Annotated in this window: 14 protein-coding genes; 11 read left to right on the top strand and 3 right to left on the bottom strand. The window is 58.9% G+C overall.

The genetic code is table 11. The features are described from left to right. Positions 1-27 precede the first annotated feature (27 nt). Together argE and argA are read left to right on the top strand one after the other, a co-directional pair. Entirely contained in the window at positions 28-1,197 is a 1,170-nt protein-coding gene (gene argE / locus HNR03_RS12535) for an acetylornithine deacetylase (protein WP_259153881.1), read from the top strand. 170 nt (positions 1,198-1,367) lie between these two features. Continuing rightward, a complete protein-coding gene (argA, locus tag HNR03_RS12530; RefSeq protein ID WP_222588920.1) occupies positions 1,368-2,666 on the top strand; it encodes an amino-acid N-acetyltransferase in 1,299 nt (432 codons plus the stop codon). 51 nt (positions 2,667-2,717) lie between these two features. Here argA and tauA read toward each other — a convergent pair whose 3' ends face one another. After that, positions 2,718-3,707, bottom strand: coding sequence for a taurine ABC transporter substrate-binding protein (tauA, locus tag HNR03_RS12525; protein ID WP_222588919.1), 990 nt, complete (start codon positions 3,705-3,707; stop codon positions 2,718-2,720). A gap of 351 nt (positions 3,708-4,058) precedes the next feature. On the opposite strand from tauA, the gene HNR03_RS12520 reads away from it, so the two are divergent. The 9 genes from HNR03_RS12520 to HNR03_RS12480 all read left to right on the top strand — a co-directional run bounded on the left by HNR03_RS12520 (position 4,059) and on the right by HNR03_RS12480 (position 13,196). Next, positions 4,059-5,399: an OprD family porin gene (locus HNR03_RS12520; protein ID WP_259153875.1), complete on the top strand. Its 1,341-nt coding sequence runs from the start codon at positions 4,059-4,061 to the stop codon at positions 5,397-5,399. 357 nt (positions 5,400-5,756) lie between these two features. Further along, positions 5,757-7,133, top strand: a complete 1,377-nt coding sequence (locus tag HNR03_RS12515) for an OprD family porin (RefSeq protein ID WP_222588917.1) — start codon at positions 5,757-5,759, stop codon at positions 7,131-7,133. Positions 7,134-7,454: 321 nt separating this feature from the next. Beyond that, positions 7,455-8,093: a peroxiredoxin gene (locus tag HNR03_RS12510; RefSeq protein WP_259153874.1), complete on the top strand. Its 639-nt coding sequence runs from the start codon at positions 7,455-7,457 to the stop codon at positions 8,091-8,093. Positions 8,094-8,400: 307 nt separating this feature from the next. Further along, positions 8,401-8,994 carry an NADPH-dependent FMN reductase gene (ssuE, locus tag HNR03_RS12505; RefSeq protein ID WP_259153873.1) on the top strand — a complete coding sequence of 198 codons (594 nt, stop codon included), beginning with the start codon at positions 8,401-8,403 and terminating at the stop codon, positions 8,992-8,994. 131 nt (positions 8,995-9,125) lie between these two features. Further along, on the top strand, positions 9,126-10,091 hold the full coding sequence (locus HNR03_RS12500; RefSeq protein WP_259153872.1) for a sulfonate ABC transporter substrate-binding protein: 966 nt from the start codon (positions 9,126-9,128) through the stop codon (positions 10,089-10,091). 40 nt (positions 10,092-10,131) lie between these two features. Then, positions 10,132-11,280 carry an FMNH2-dependent alkanesulfonate monooxygenase gene (gene ssuD, locus HNR03_RS12495; RefSeq protein WP_008026018.1) on the top strand — a complete coding sequence of 383 codons (1,149 nt, stop codon included), beginning with the start codon at positions 10,132-10,134 and terminating at the stop codon, positions 11,278-11,280. 7 nt (positions 11,281-11,287) lie between these two features. Beyond that, positions 11,288-12,070, top strand: coding sequence for an aliphatic sulfonate ABC transporter permease SsuC (gene ssuC / locus HNR03_RS12490; RefSeq protein WP_222588914.1), 783 nt, complete (start codon positions 11,288-11,290; stop codon positions 12,068-12,070). Next, the gene (gene ssuB, locus HNR03_RS12485) at positions 12,067-12,873 is read left to right on the top strand and encodes an aliphatic sulfonates ABC transporter ATP-binding protein (RefSeq protein WP_259153866.1); all 807 of its coding nucleotides are present in this window, start codon (positions 12,067-12,069) and stop codon (positions 12,871-12,873) included. The genes ssuC and ssuB overlap by 4 nt, the downstream gene beginning before the upstream one ends. A gap of 107 nt (positions 12,874-12,980) precedes the next feature. Beyond that, positions 12,981-13,196 (top strand): molybdopterin-binding protein, encoded by a 216-nt coding sequence (locus HNR03_RS12480; RefSeq protein ID WP_003229256.1) that lies wholly within the window; start codon positions 12,981-12,983, stop codon positions 13,194-13,196. A 133-nt stretch (positions 13,197-13,329) separates the two neighbouring features. On the opposite strand, the gene HNR03_RS12475 is transcribed toward HNR03_RS12480, so the two are convergent. Together HNR03_RS12475 and HNR03_RS12470 are read right to left on the bottom strand one after the other, a co-directional pair. After that, a complete protein-coding gene (locus tag HNR03_RS12475; protein WP_259153860.1) occupies positions 13,330-13,968 on the bottom strand; it encodes a TetR/AcrR family transcriptional regulator in 639 nt (212 codons plus the stop codon). 225 nt (positions 13,969-14,193) lie between these two features. Continuing rightward, positions 14,194-15,570 (bottom strand): glutamine synthetase family protein, encoded by a 1,377-nt coding sequence (locus HNR03_RS12470; protein WP_259153858.1) that lies wholly within the window; start codon positions 15,568-15,570, stop codon positions 14,194-14,196. Between the last annotated feature and the right edge of the window lie 166 nt (positions 15,571-15,736).

The following is a 15,736-nucleotide window of genomic DNA, read 5'->3' as shown; positions in this document are numbered from 1 at the left end:
ACTTCAATTCGGGAGTGGGAGTCAGCGATGCCTTTGCCGTCCATGAAAGATCAGTTCGCTGCGCTGATCGCCGCACCGTCCGTCAGTTGTACACAGCCCAGCCTCGATCAGACCAACCGTCCTGTCATCGATTTGCTGGCGACGTGGCTTGGCGACCTGGGTTTTGCCTGCGACATCCAGCAGGTCAGCCCCGGCAAATTCAACTTGCTGGCCAGTTTCGGCTCCGGTCCCGGCGGCCTGGTGCTGGCGGGCCACAGTGACACCGTGCCCTTTGATGGCGCCCTGTGGCAGACCGATCCGCTGAAGCTCACCGAAGTCGATGGTCGCTGGGTCGGATTGGGCAGTTGCGACATGAAGGGCTTTTTCGCCCTGGCCATCGAAGCCGTCATACCGCTGCTCGACCAGCCGTTCAAGCAGCCGCTGTTGATCCTCGCCACTTGCGATGAGGAAAGCTCCATGTCCGGTGCCCGCGCGCTGGCCGAAGCCGGGCGTCCGTTGGGGCGCGCAGCGGTGATTGGCGAGCCGACCGGGCTCAAGCCGATCCGCATGCACAAAGGCATCATGATGGAGCGTATCGACATCCTCGGGCAGAGCGGTCATTCCTCGGACCCACGCCTGGGTCACAGCGCCCTCGAAGCCATGCACGATGCCATCGGCGAACTGCGTGGCCTGCGCCTGTTGTGGCAGCGCGAGTTCCGCAATCCACAGTTCGGCGTGCCGACGCCGACCCTGAATCTCGGCTGCATCCATGGCGGCGACAATCCCAACCGTATTTGCGGCCAGTGCTCGCTGGAGTTCGACCTGAGACCGTTGCCAGGCATGGACCCCAAAGCGTTACGGGCGGAGATTTTGCAGCGGCTCAAGCCGGTTGCCGAACGCCATCAGGTGAAGATCGACTACGCGCCGCTGTTTCCCGAAGTGCCGCCGTTCGAGCAGGCCGAAGACGCCGAATTGGTCCGGGTCGCGGAGAAGCTCACCGGCCATCGGGCCGAAGCAGTGGCGTTCGGCACCGAAGCGCCTTATCTTCAGCGCCTTGGCTGTGAAACGCTGGTGCTCGGCCCGGGTGATATCGCGTGTGCGCACCAACCGGGGGAATACCTCGAAATGTCACGTTTGCAGCCTACCGTGCATCTATTACGTTCATTGATTGAACATTACTGCCTGACACCGGCCAAAACACCGATGCCAGTCAGTTGAATGAAACCCCTGTGTCATGGCTGGCAATCCTTGTAAATTGCCAGTGTCCCAACCTGTATTCATGAGGAGAGCGCGCGTGTCGCCAAGCCTGTTCCGACGATAACCATCAGCCCACTGTGCATTTCAGTTTCACCCATTTTTTGGCTGCTATTTATTACAGGCCCAGGTTCATGCCCGAATACGTTAATTGGCTTCGCCACGCTTCGCCTTACATCAATGCCCACCGGGATTGCACCTTCGTCGTCATGCTGCCCGGCGATGGCGTCGAGCACCCCAACTTCGGCAACATCGTCCACGACCTGGTGCTGCTGCACAGCCTGGGTGTGCGGCTGGTGCTGGTCCACGGTTCACGTCCGCAAATCGAAACCCGTCTTGCTGCCCGCGGCTTGATCCCGCATTACCACCACGGCATGCGCATCACCGATGCCGCAACGCTTGAGTGCGTGATCGATGCGGTAGGCCAACTGCGGATCGCCATCGAAGCGCGGCTGTCGATGGACATGGCCTCGTCGCCAATGCAGGGCTCGCGTCTGCGGGTGGCCAGCGGCAACCTGGTGACCGCACGGCCGATCGGTGTGCTCGAAGGCGTCGATTATCATCACACCGGCGAAGTGCGCCGGGTCGACCGCAAGGGCATCAATCGTCTGCTGGACGAGCGCTCCATCGTGCTGCTCTCGCCGTTGGGCTACTCGCCAACCGGTGAGATCTTCAACCTGGCGTGTGAAGACGTCGCCACCCGCGCGGCCATCGATCTGGGGGCGGATAAATTGCTGCTGTTCGGTGCCGACTTGGGGCTGATCGATGAAAACGGTCGTCTGGTTCGCGAATTGCGCCCGCAACAAGTGCCGGCGCATTTGCAGCGCCTGGGCAGCAACTATCAGGCTGAACTGCTGGATGCTGCGGCAGAGGCTTGCCGGGGCGGCGTGGCGCGCAGCCATATCGTCAGCTACGCCGAAGACGGTGCGCTGCTGACCGAACTGTTCACCCGCGACGGTGGCGGTACGCTGGTCGCCCAAGAGCAATTCGAGGTTGTTCGCGAAGCGGCGATTGAAGACGTCGGCGGTTTGCTGGACTTGATCAGTCCGCTCGAAGAGCAGGGCATTCTTGTGCGCCGTTCTCGCGAGGTCCTGGAGCGTGAGATCGAACAGTTCAGCGTGGTCGAGCGCGAAGGCATGATCATCGCGTGTGCGGCGCTGTATCAGATTGCCGATTCGGATGCCGGGGAGTTGGCCTGTCTGGCGGTGAACCCGGAGTATCGCCATGGCGGTCGCGGTGATGAGCTACTGGAACGCATCGAAACCCGTGCCCGGGCCCAGGGGTTGAAAACCTTGTTCGTGTTGACGACCCGCACCGCTCACTGGTTCCGCGAACGTGGTTTCGAGCCAAGCAGCGTCGAGCGCCTGCCGTCGGCGCGGGCTTCGCTGTACAACTATCAGCGTAATTCGAAGATCTTCGAAAAGTCCCTGTGACCTGCTCGTTCCCACGTCGAGGCGTCGACGTGGGAACGATCATTACGTGTGTTATTCAGCAACGAACTTCGCGCTGACATACGCCGAATAATCCGGCAGTACCGTCTCGACCTTCCCTTGCTCCTTCAAAAATTTCGCCGTCTCGCCAATGGCCTTGGCTGTGCCACCGTCCAGCAACGCGGTGGTCTGTTGCGCCTTGGCATCCGGGAACGCGGAACCGGCCAGCAGCTCCGGCACATCAGCGGCATTGGCACCGGTCAGTTTGGCGATTTTCTGCACGGGCACCGAGTCCGCCGTCCAGCTGTCTTTATGCGCGGCATAGTCGGCGAAAGAGTCCAGCGTGACCTTGGCGAACTTGGCCACTACGTCTGGATGCTTCTGCGCGTAATCCTTGCGCGCCACCCACACCTCGAACGTTGGTGCACCCCATTGGCCGACTTGTGCTGCGTCGGTCAAGGTCTTGCCTGTCTTGCGGATTTCCCCCAGCGCCGGCGACCAGACAAACGCGCCATCAATGTCGCCACGCTTCCACGCCGCCGCGATTTCCGCCGGTTGCAGGTTCACCACTTTGACTTTCGAGGCATCCAGCCCCCAATGCTTCAACGCGCCGAGCAAGCTGTAGTGGGAGGTTGAAACGAATGGCGTAGCGATGGTCTTGCCGATCAGATCCTGCGGTTTCTCGATGCCGCTGCCGTTGCGCACCACCAGTGCTTCCGCCGCGTTGATCTGGGCGGAAACGATAAACGCCACGATCGGTAAATTGCGCGAAGCGGCTGCCGCCAGCGGACTTGAACCGAGGTTGCCGATCTGTACGTCACCCGAAGCAATCGCCGTGACCACTTCCGGGCCGCTATTAAACCGGCGCCAGTCGATTTTCTGGCCTATGGTTTGCTCGTAAGTGCCGTCAGCCTGGGCGACTTTGCTGGGGTCGATGCCGGTTTGATAGCCCACGGTGAGGTTCTCCGCGTGAGCGCTCGAAGAAACCACTAGCAATACATAAACTGTAACAATTAAGCTGGATAGTGCGCGTTTGGTCGTCATGGCGCTGCCTTTCGATTGGGTTTGATTACGGGGTTACATCAAAGCTAATCGATCTAAAAAAAGGCTAACAAATACCATTTAGGAATTAGCTTATGAGCCGGTGCCATGCCCCGGTTCAAGGGGAAAGCGCGGAGCTAAATTCCTAAAGGGTATTAAAAAGAATTGGGTGATTTCTTTTTGGGCGGACGTCCCGGCAGGAGCGAATTTAATGGGGGTTAGACGATGGTCGTAGACACACATGGTTACGATTGACTTGTGGGTCACGGTCTGGCGCTAATCGCGCATCTTAGGATCCCGGGCATTCGACTCAGGGCCAGGAACACAAGAATTAGAAACGAGAGGAGCTGAACAATGAACAAGTCCACCTTGGCCCTGGCCGTGGCAGTAGGGGTTATGGCGCAGCAGGCAGGCGCCGCGGGTTTCCTGGAAGACAGCAAGGCTTCCGTTAGCTCCCGCACCATGTATTACGACGCTGACATGCGTGAAGGTCCGAGTACGGCTGCTAACAGACAGCGCGAAACCGCTGAAGGGCTCAAGTTCGATTACCTGTCCGGTTTCACCCCGGGTACCGTTGGTTTTGGTATTGACGCCCAAGCGCTTGTGGGTATCCATCTGGATGGCGGCAAGGGTCATCACCCGGTGGGTAACGCCAACTCCTTCTTCCCTAGCGATGGCAATGCTTCGGCGGATGAGTGGAGCCGTTTGGATGGTAACGTCAAGGCGCGCTTCTCGAAGACCGAAGCCCACCTGGGTGGCGCTCTGGCACCCCAGTTGCCGATTCTGCTATCGAACGACAGCCGTTTGCTGCCTCAGACCTTTGACGGTGGCACCATCACCTCGAAGGAAATCGACAACGTGACCTTCAACTTGGGTCAACTGGAGCACGCCTCGGGTCGCGCCTCCTCCAACAGAACTGGCTTGGCGGTAGCAGGCGGTACGCAGGACAGCAACCAGTTCCGTTACGCGGGTGCTGACTGGAAAGTGACCAAAGACCTGTTGCTGCAGTACTACTACGCAAACCTGGAAGACTACTACAAGCAGAACTTCCTCGGCCTGGTGCACGTTTACCCGATCGCTCCCAACCAATCCTTCAAGACCGACATTCGCTATTTCGATAGCCGCTCTGACGGTAAGAACGGCGACGCCGGCTACCGCTTCAACAACAACAACGGTTTTGCCAAGACCCCGGGCGAGGTTGACAACAAGACCTGGAGCGCCATGTTCACGTACACCCTGGGCGGTAACGCGTTCCTGCTCGGGCACCAACGTGTCAACGATGACGGCGGCTTCGTTTTCCTGAACCAGGGCAGTCTTGTTGATGACAAGGGTCGTCAAGAAGGTGCCGGCGGCTCCAGCTTCTACTCGTTTACCGATGCCACGGTTGGCAGCTTTATCCGTGCCGGTGAAAACACCACGTTCGGTCAGTACTCCTATGACTTCGCCTCACTGGGTGTCCCAGGTCTGAAAGCTTCGATCGCTTACCTGAATGGCCAGGACATCAAGGCTACCAACGGTACTGGTAAAGACCTGAGCGAGCACGAGACCGACGCGCGTATCGACTACGTGATTCAAACAGGCTTGCTGAAAGGGTTTGGTACAACGCTGCGTCACGGTACCTACCGTGGCAACACCAGCACCCTGGATCAAGACCAGACTCGTTTGATCTTCAACTACACCTACAGCTTCCTGTAAGTACCATCCAAAAAAAGAGCCTCGCCTTCGGGCGAGGCTTTTTTTTGTCCTGGCATATTCCAAATAGATATCACTTAGTAATTTTATATTCTTTTTGGCTTTTAGCGTAAACGCCTAAAGTGGGCGGCAGTCGGGCCGATAGCCTGTGTCACGGCGCCTATCTATATTCCTGAATGGCATGAAAAATAATTAAATAGATATTTTTAGGTTTAACATGCCGGCCCGAATCACGTGGGACAGACCACGACACTAGATACACGCAGTCCGGTGGACGTGCGATCTGGCGCTACACGCGCACTTCAGGATCCGGGGCATTCGACCCAGGACCTAAAAATTAGAAACGATAGGAGCGAAACAATGAACAAGTCCACCTTGGCCCTGGCTGTGGCCGTAGGGGTTTTGGCGCAGCAGGCGAGCGCCGCCGGTTTCATCGAAGACAGCAAGGCTACTTTGGGGCTGCGCAACTTCTACATCAACACCGATAACCGTGACAGCGCTGCCGGCACTGCGGCCAACAAGGCTGCCGGTGTCCAGAGCAAGAACGAAGAATGGGGCCAGGGTTTCGACCTGCGCTTCATCTCCGGTTACACCCAAGGCACCGTCGGCTTCGGTATCGATGCCATCGGCCTGCTGGGCGTACGTCTGGATTCGGGCGGCGGCACCAACGGCGCCACTGCCACCTCTTACGGCGGCACGGTTTTCCCAAGCAAGTCCAACGGTGAAGCGGTTGATAACTTCTCCAGCCTGGGCCTGACTGCAAAAGCCAAGATCTCCCAGACCGAACTGAAGCTGGGCACCCTGCAGCCAAAACTGCCGGTAATCGTGACCAACGATGGTCGTCTGCTGCCGCAAACCTTCCAGGGTGGCCAGATCACCTCGAACGAGATCAAGGACCTGACACTGGTCGGCGGTCAGATCGAGCACGTCAAGGGTCGTAACTCCAGCAACAACGAAGAGTTGTCGATTGCCGGTGCGAACTCTCCTACCTCTTCTGGCCGTCACAGCAACAAGTTCATCTACGGCGGTGGCGACTATAAACTCACCAAAGACCTGACGGCCCAGTACTACTACGGCAACCTGGAAGACTTCTACAAGCAGCACTTCCTGGGTCTGGTTCACAACTGGGCCATCGGCCCGGGCGTGTTGAAGTCTGACTTGCGTTACTTCAACAGCTCCGATGACGGTGCCAATGGTCACGACTCGGCTTACTTCAGCAGCGGTAACTATCAAAGCTTCCGTGCCGGTAAGGGCAAGGTCGACAACAACCTGTACAGCGGCCTGTTCCTGTACTCCGTTGCCGGTCACACCTTCGGTGGCGGTTACCAGGTCAGCAACGGCAGCAGCGACTTTCCTTGGCTGAACCAGGGTGACGGCTCGTCGGCTTACATCATCACCGACTCGCAGATCGCCAAGTTCGCCCGCGCCGGTGAACGTACCTGGCAAGCTCGCTACTCGTACGACTTCGCCAAGGTTGGCCTGCCCGGCGCGACTGCCGGCATCGTCTACCTGCGTGGTGACAACATCGACACCATCAGCAGCACCAGCACCGCTGTGGCCGGCTCCGGCCGTTCCGAGTGGGAACGCGACCTGACCCTGGCGTACGTCGTCCAGGCTGGTCCACTGAAAAACCTGGGCCTGACGTGGAAAAACGCCATGTGGCGTAACGATGTTCCAGGCCAGCGCGACCAGGACGAAAACCGTCTGATCGTCAGCTACTCGATCCCGCTGTTGTAATAGCGTGTGGGAGCGAGCCTGCTCGCTCCCACAGTGGCTAATCGAGGTAAAAAAAAGCCCCGCCCGGCATCTCGCCGGGCGGGGCTTTTACGTTTCAAGGCGAGCTCACCCCCGTAATCCCGCCTTGAATGTTTCCCTCTTTGCAGCAACTCAAGGCCTTCTCGAACCTTGTGAGCGATAGTCGTCTCGATGTTCACCAAGGTCCAGTGAACAGATCTTTAATATTCATTTATGGTCTAAATAAATGGATATTTATTCTTTTTAATCCATAAGAAACTTAGGCACAGTTGAGCTCAACAAGCACTCACCAGGAGCAGCACCATGAGCCTCAGACTGGGCGATATTGCCCCCGACTTCGAACAGGATTCCAGCGCCGGCACCCTCCGTTTTCACGAATGGCTGGGCGATAGCTGGGGCGTGCTGTTTTCCCATCCGGCGGACTTCACCCCGGTGTGCACCACCGAGTTGGGCTTCACTGCAAAGCTCAAGGATGAGTTTGCCCATCGCGGCGTCAAAGCCATTGCCCTGTCCGTGGACCCCGTGGATTCGCACCACAAGTGGATCGAGGACATCAACGAAACCCAGAACACGCTGGTCAATTTCCCGATCCTTGCCGATGCCGATCGCAAGGTCTCGGACCTCTACGACCTGATTCATCCGAATGCCAACGACACCCTGACCGTGCGCTCGCTGTTCGTGATCGACCCGAACAAAAAGGTTCGGCTGACGATTACCTACCCGGCAAGCACCGGGCGCAACTTCCACGAGATCCTGCGGGTGATCGACTCGCTGCAACTCACCGACAACTACAAGGTGGCCACACCGGCCAACTGGCAGGACGGTGATGAAGTGGTGATCGTGCCGTCGCTCAAAGATGAAGACGAAATCAACAAACGTTTTCCCAAGGGGTATCGCGCGGTGAAGCCGTACCTGCGCCTGACGCCACAACCCAATCGATAACTCAGCTAACTATCGTTCCCACGCTCTGCGTGGGAATGCCTCAAGGGACGCTCCGCGTCCAGTGACGCGGAGCGTCACGGGCTGCATTCCCACGCGGAGCGTGGGAACGATCACCATAAAGCAGGGAATTTCGGGCCGTTTTTTACGGCCTTTTTTTTGCCTGGAAAAGTCTGTCTGCATAGATCTACAACGAATAACCAAATGAATAAATATGATTTATGGATATAACAATCACCTGTTAAGGTCACTTCCATCCAAGCGAGATCGCAAACTGCGAATCGCCAACACCCTTCAAGGAATCGTCTGAATGCTGGTCGTCTCACTCGGTGGCAGTCCGAGCCAACGCTCCCGTTCCGGGGTGCTGCTGGAGCGCTCCCAACGCTGGTTGCAGGAGCAAGGTGTGGAAGTGGTGAGTTATCAGGTACGGGACTTCCCGGCCGAAGACTTGCTGCACGCACGCTTCGACAGCCCGAAGGTGATCGACCTGCTGCAACAGATCGAAAACTCGGATGGCCTGCTGATCGCCACGCCGGTTTACAAGGCATCGTTCTCCGGCGCTCTGAAAACCGTGCTGGACCTGCTGCCCGAACGCGCCCTGGCGCACAAGGTGGTCTTGCCGATGGCCACCGGCGGCAGCATCGCCCACATGCTGGCGGTTGATTACGCGCTCAAACCGGTGCTGTCGGCGCTGAAAGCACAGGAAATGCTCCACGGGATTTTCGCCGTAGACAGCCAGATCGCGTATGGCGAAGGCAGCGCCCAGGCGCAGTTGGCGCCAGAGCTGGAACAACGACTGACTGAATCGCTGGAGCTGTTTTTCAGCGCCATGGCCCGACGGCCCAAGCCGCTCGATCCGAACCTGTTGAATGAACGTTTGTTGAGTGCTCGCTGGAGCATTTGACGCTTTTTAATTTTTTAGTTTGAAAAGTCGCCGAGCGAAGCGCAGGCACTTTTCGAACAAAAAATCACCTTACTCAGCCGCTAACGGCTTAGCAGGTGCAGCCAAAACCCTACTGCAAAAAGGAGAGCGCTATGCGCACTGTCATTTTGCGTCGTGGTCTGGTCGCTCTGTTTATTGCGGCTGTGTCCTTCGGCGCCATCACTCAAGCTCAAGCCGAGACGTTGCGAATCGGCTATCAGAAATACGGCACGCTGGTGCTACTCAAAGCCAAAGGCACCCTCGAAAAACGCCTCGCCGCCCAAGGGGTGGACGTGCAATGGACTGAATTCCCCGGTGGCCCGCAATTACTCGAAGGCCTGAACGTCGGCTCCATCGACTTCGGTGTGACTGGCGAAACCCCTCCGGTATTCGCTCAAGCGGCAGGCGCCGATCTGCTCTACGTCGCCTACGAACCACCCGCACCCCACAGCGAAGCGATCCTGGTGCCAAAGGACTCGCCGATCAAATCGGTGCAGGACCTCAAGGGCAAGAAAGTCGTTCTGAACAAAGGCTCCAACGTTCACTACCTGTTGGTTCGTGCGCTTGAAGACGCCGGCCTCAAATACACCGACATCCAGACCGTTTTCCTGCCGCCGGCCGATGCCCGCGCCGCGTTCGAACGTGGCAGCGTCGACGCCTGGGTGATCTGGGATCCGTACCAGGCCGCCGCCGAACAACAACTGCAAGCGCGCACCCTGCGCGATGGCCAGGGCATCGTCGACAACCACCAGTTCTACCTGGCAACCAAGCCTTACGCACAGAAAAACCCTGAGGTGATCAAGACCCTCGTGGAAGAAGTGCGCGCGGTCGGCGAGTGGTCCAAGGCCAATCCTGAAGACGTGACCCAACAGGTTTCGCCTCTGCTCGGCCTGCCAGCGGACATCACCCTGACCTCGGTGAAACGCCAGGGCTACGGAGCGCTGTTCCTCACGCCTGAAGTGGTCGCCGCGCAGCAGAAAATCGCCGACAGCTTCTATCAACTGAAGCTGATTCCGAAGCCGCTGAGCATCAAAGACGTGATCTGGACGCCCCCGGCAGCCGTTGCCAAAGCCCAGTAACCAAAAGCCCAGTCACTCGATTCCCTAAGGAGACCACTCCATGAGCCTTAATATCTTCTGGTTCCTGCCTACCCACGGCGACGGCCATTACCTTGGCACCGCCGAAGGCGCTCGCGCCGTCGACCACGGTTACCTGCAACAGGTCGCGCAAGCGGCGGATCGCCTGGGCTTCGGCGGGGTGCTGATTCCCACCGGTCGCTCGTGCGAAGACTCGTGGCTGGTGGCCGCGTCGTTGATCCCGGTGACCCAGCGTTTGAAGTTTCTTGTCGCACTGCGCCCCGGGATCATTTCCCCGACGGTGGCCGCGCGTCAGGCTGCGACCCTGGATCGTTTGTCGGGAGGCCGTGCGCTGTTCAACCTGGTTACCGGCGGTGATCCGGAAGAATTGGCCGGCGACGGTTTGTTTCTGACTCACGAAGAACGCTATCAGGCCTCGGTGGAATTCACCCGCATCTGGCGCCGTGTGCTGGAAGGCGAAACCGTTGATTACGACGGTCAGCACATCAGCGTGAAGGGCGCCAAGTTGCTCTATCCGCCGATTCAGCAACCGCGTCCGCCACTGTATTTCGGCGGCTCGTCGGAAGCGGCGCAAGACTTGGCGGCAGAGCAGGTGGAAATGGTCCTGACCTGGGGCGAACCGCCGGCCGCCGTTGCCGAGAAGATCGAACAAGTGCGCGCCAAAGCCGCGAAGCTGGGACGCACCGTGCGCTTCGGTATTCGTCTGCATGTGATCGTGCGCGAAACCAATGCCGAAGCGTGGCAAGCGGCGGATCGACTGATCTCGCACCTGGACGACGACACCATCGCTCGCGCCCAGGCTTCTCTGGCGCGCTTCGACTCGGTCGGCCAGCAACGCATGGCCGCGCTGCATGGCGGCAGCCGTGACAACCTGGAAGTCAGCCCCAACCTGTGGGCCGGTGTCGGTCTGGTGCGCGGCGGTGCCGGTACAGCATTAGTGGGCGATGGTCCGACCGTGGCCGCTCGCGTGAAGGAATACGCAGACTTGGGCATCGACACTTTCATCTTCTCCGGTTATCCACACCTGGAAGAGTCCTATCGCGTCGCCGAATTGCTGTTCCCGCATTTGGACATCGAACGCCCAGAGCTGCCGAAAAGCGCCGGTTACGTCAGCCCGTTCGGCGAGATGGTCGCCAACGACATTCTTCCCAAAGCCGCGTCCCAGAGCTGAGGCGCACATGAAGAAAATCATTCATAACCTCGCGCCCTGGGCGTTGCCGGTGTTGCTGCTGGCGGTGTGGCAGTTGTCAGTGTCGGCGGGCTGGTTGTCGACACGGATTCTGCCGGCACCTATCGCAGTCATCGAAGCCGGCGTGAGCCTGGTGCGTAGCGGAGAAATCTGGACGCACCTGGCAATCAGCGGCTGGCGCGCGGCGCTGGGTTTCACCATCGGTGGCAGCATCGGCCTGGCGCTGGGTTTTATCACCGGCCTGTCGAAATGGGGCGAACGCCTGCTCGACAGTTCGGTGCAGATGATCCGCAACGTGCCGCATCTGGCGTTGATACCGCTGGTAATCCTGTGGTTCGGCATCGACGAGTCAGCAAAGATTTTTCTGGTGGCGCTGGGTACGTTGTTTCCGATTTACCTGAACACCTATCACGGCATCCGCAACGTTGATCCGGCGTTGGTGGAAATGTCGCGCAGTTATGGCTTGTCCGGTTTCAGCCTGTTCCGTCAGGTGATTTTGCCGGGGGCACTGCCGTCGATTCTGGTCGGCGTGCGCTTCGCCCTTGGCTTCATGTGGTTGACGCTGATCGTGGCAGAAACCATCTCCGCCAGCTCCGGCATCGGCTACCTGGCGATGAATGCGCGGGAGTTCTTGCAGACTGATGTGGTGGTGCTGGCGATTCTTTTGTACGCGGTGCTCGGCAAACTCGCCGACCTCGCGGCCCGTGGCCTTGAGCGCGTCTGGCTGCGCTGGCATCCGGCTTATCAGGTTGCCAAGGGAGGTGCGGCATGACGGCTCAACAACCTCCACGCCTGCTGCGCGGTATTCCGCTGGTGGTGCGCAAACTACAAAAGACGTTTGGTTCGCGGCAAGTGCTGCGCGAGATCGATCTGCACATCCCGGCGGGTCAGTTTGTCGCCGTGGTCGGTCGCAGCGGTTGCGGCAAAAGCACCTTGTTGCGCTTGCTCGCCGGTCTGGACAAACCCACCGGCGGCGAACTGCTGGCCGGTTCCGCGCCGCTGAACGATGCGCGGGAAGACACCCGATTGATGTTCCAGGAAGCACGTCTGCTGCCATGGAAAAAAGTCATCGACAACGTCGGTCTCGGGCTCAAGGGCAACTGGCGCCCACAAGCGCTGGAAGCGTTGGAGTCGGTCGGCCTGGCGGATCGCGCCAACGAGTGGCCGGCGGCCCTGTCCGGTGGCCAGAAGCAACGCGTGGCCCTGGCCCGCGCGCTGATTCATCAACCGCGCTTGCTGTTGCTCGACGAGCCACTGGGCGCACTGGATGCCCTGACCCGAATTGAAATGCAGCAACTGATCGAACGGCTCTGGCAGAAGCACGGCTTCACCGTGTTGCTGGTGACCCATGACGTCAGTGAAGCGGTAGCGATTGCCGATCGGGTGATCCTGATCGAAGAGGGCGAAGTCGGCCTCGACCTGCACGTTGAGCTCCCGCGCCCTCGCTTGCGCGGCTCTCATCGGCTGGCGGCGCTGGAAGCCGAAGTGCTCAATCGCGTGCTGTCGCTGCCTGGCCAGCCGCCGGAACCGGAACCTGTTTCACCCTTGCCTACGCAACTGCGATGGGCGCAATAGAAGCAGCGGTAAGTTGCAAGCTTCAAGCGGCAAGTAAAAGCGTTCTGCTTCTTCTTGCGGCTTGTCGCTTGGAGCTTGCAGCTCATTTCGACTCGAGGAGAAATCGCATGACTATCAAAGCCATCAACGTTCGTAACCAGTTCAAAGGCTCAATCAAGGAAATCGTGCTGGGTGACGTGCTGTCGGAAATCGACGTGCAGACCGCTTCCGGCATCGTCACTTCGGTGATTACTACCCGCTCGGTCAAAGAGCTGGAACTGGTGGTCGGCAGCGAAGTGATCGCCTTCGTGAAATCCACCGAGGTGTCGATCGCCAAGTTGTAAGTCAGTCAGTGAGGTTGGCGGCCAGATCATTCCCACGCTCTGCGTGGGAATGCCTCTTGGGACGCTCCGCGTTCGGTTTTTGGGACGCAGAGCGTCCCGGGCTGCATTCCCACGCGGAGCGAGGGAACGATCATTACGAGGGGAAGGTGCGCTTGAGCAGGTACGGTGGCAGATAAAGCCCCAGATACGCATCAAATACTCGCATCCCTTCTTCCGCCATGCGTGGCGTGATCTGCCCGTGCTGCTGCACCGAGCGTGCATAGACCCGATCGCCCAACTCCATCGCCAGCGCAAACACGTCAACCTCGGTCGGCAGCTTCGGCAATTCGAAGTGGTGATCGAACAGTTTGTGCATCAGATCGCCCAACTCGATGTCGTGCTGACGGTCAGCCTGGGTGACTTCGGTCAGCCCGTGCTGGGCGAGAATGAGTTGGCGGGCGGCGGCGTCCTGATCGTAGATGTCGAGCATGCGTTGTTCCACGATTCGCGACAGGTCGCGCCAGCCTTTGAGTGCGCTGTGATCGATGGGCGCTTGCAGGCAGGCGCGAAACGCGGCGTGGACGTCGGCTGTCAGCGCTTCGAGCAGGGCCGGGACGCTAGCGAAGAAGTGGTAGACGGAGGAGGGCGGGATCTGCGCGCGTTCGGCGACGCTGTAGATCGACAGACTCGCCACGCCTTCGGCTGCCAGCAGCGTGCGGGCGGCATCGAGTATCGAGTCGATCCGGGCCTGACTGCGTGCGCGGGGTTTGCGGATGGTGGCGGTGCGCGTCATTGAAGTCCTCCTGCGGGGCAGCGGGCATTGTACGAGCAGGCATCCGTGTTGTCTGCCAGGACGCCATCGCTAGCAGGCTAGCTCCCACAGGGATTTGCGGTGTATACAGAATTTATGTTCACTGGAGATCAACTGTGGGAGCTAGCCTGCTAGCGATCCGCCGCAGGCGGCAAAAAAAAACGCCGCAAGCTGTAAGGCTTGCGGCGTTGTTTTTACTGCAACCGCTTACACGGTATGCAGGTACCAGTTGTACTCAAGGTCGGAGATGGAGTGTTCGAACTCCTCCAGCTCACTTTCCTTGCAGGCCACGAAGATATCGATGTATTTCGGATCGATGTACTTGGCCATGACTTCGCTGTCGTCCAGCTCACGCAACGCATCGCGCAGGTTGTTCGGCAGGCTTTGCTCGTTCTGCTCGTAGGAGTTGCCTTCCACGGGCGCGCCCGGCTCGATCTTGTTGGTCAGGCCGTGGTGCACGCCTGCCAGGACCGAAGCCATCAGCAGGTACGGGTTGGCGTCGGCGCCGGCCACACGGTGCTCGATGCGCACGGCATCGGAGGCACCGGTCGGCACGCGGATCGCCACGGTGCGGTTGTCCAGGCCCCAGCACGGCGAGTTCGGCACGTAGAACTGTGCGCCGAAACGACGGTAGGAGTTGACGTTCGGGCAGAGGAAAGCCATCTGTGCGGGTAGGGTCTCGAGCACACCGCCGATCGCGTGACGCAGTGCGGCGTTCTGCTCGGGATCCTCGCTGGCAAAAATGTTTTTGCCGTCTTTATCAAGAATCGAGATGTGGACATGCAGACCGTTGCCCGCTTGGCCCGGGTAAGGCTTGGCCATGAACGTGGTGTCCATTTCATGGTCGTAGGCGATGTTCTTGATCAGGCGCTTGAGCAGGACCGCGTAGTCGCAGGCCTTGATCGGGTCAGCCACGTGGTGCAGGTTCACTTCGAACTGCGCCGGGGCACTTTCCTTGACGATGGCGTCGGCCGGGATGCCTTGCTCTTTCGCACCTTCCAGAATGTCCTGGAGGCAGTCGACGTATTCGTCGAGGTCGTCGATCAGGTAGACCTGTGTCGAGTGCGGGCGTTTGCCGGACACTGGCGAGCGTGGTGGTTGCGGGCGACCGTTCACGTTCTCCTGGTCGATCAGGTAGAACTCCAGTTCGAACGCAGCGCAGATGGTCAGGCCCATCTCGTCGAACTTGCGCACGACATTGGCCAGCACTTCTCGCGGGTCGGCAAAGAATGGCTGACCTTCGAGTTCGTGCATGGTCATTAACAGCTGCGCGGTAGGGCGCTTCTGCCAAGGCTCATTGCAGAGGGTGTCAGGGATTGGATAGCAGATTCGGTCAGCATCGCCGATGTCCAGACCCAGACCGGTGCTTTCGACCGTCGAGCCATTGATATCCAGAGCAAATAGAGAGGCCGGCAGGTTGATGCCTTTCTCGTAAACCTTGTGGAGGCTGGTGCGTTCTATGCGCTTGCCGCGCACCACACCATTCATATCCGCAATCAGAAGGTCAACGTACAGAACCTCAGGATGTTCCTTAAGGAACGCGTTCGCTTCGTTAAGCTGAACGGCACGCGGGGGTACCGACATGATGCAACACCTTTGTTGTTAAAAATATCAATCATTGATCTCTTCGGATTCCAGTCAACCCGAACGGCATGCCGAAGTCAAGCGAGGCCTTTTTTGCCCCAAAAAAGCGCTCGTAGGGCTTTTTTGAGGCAGTTTGGGGCGTTTTTATGCTGTTCAGTGCTTTGGC

It is taken from the genome of Pseudomonas sp. JAI111 (assembly GCF_024809425.1).
Lineage (GTDB): Bacteria > Pseudomonadota > Gammaproteobacteria > Pseudomonadales > Pseudomonadaceae > Aquipseudomonas.
Note: the sequence above shows the minus strand (reverse complement) of the source record. Positions and strands in the feature narration are given on the sequence as shown.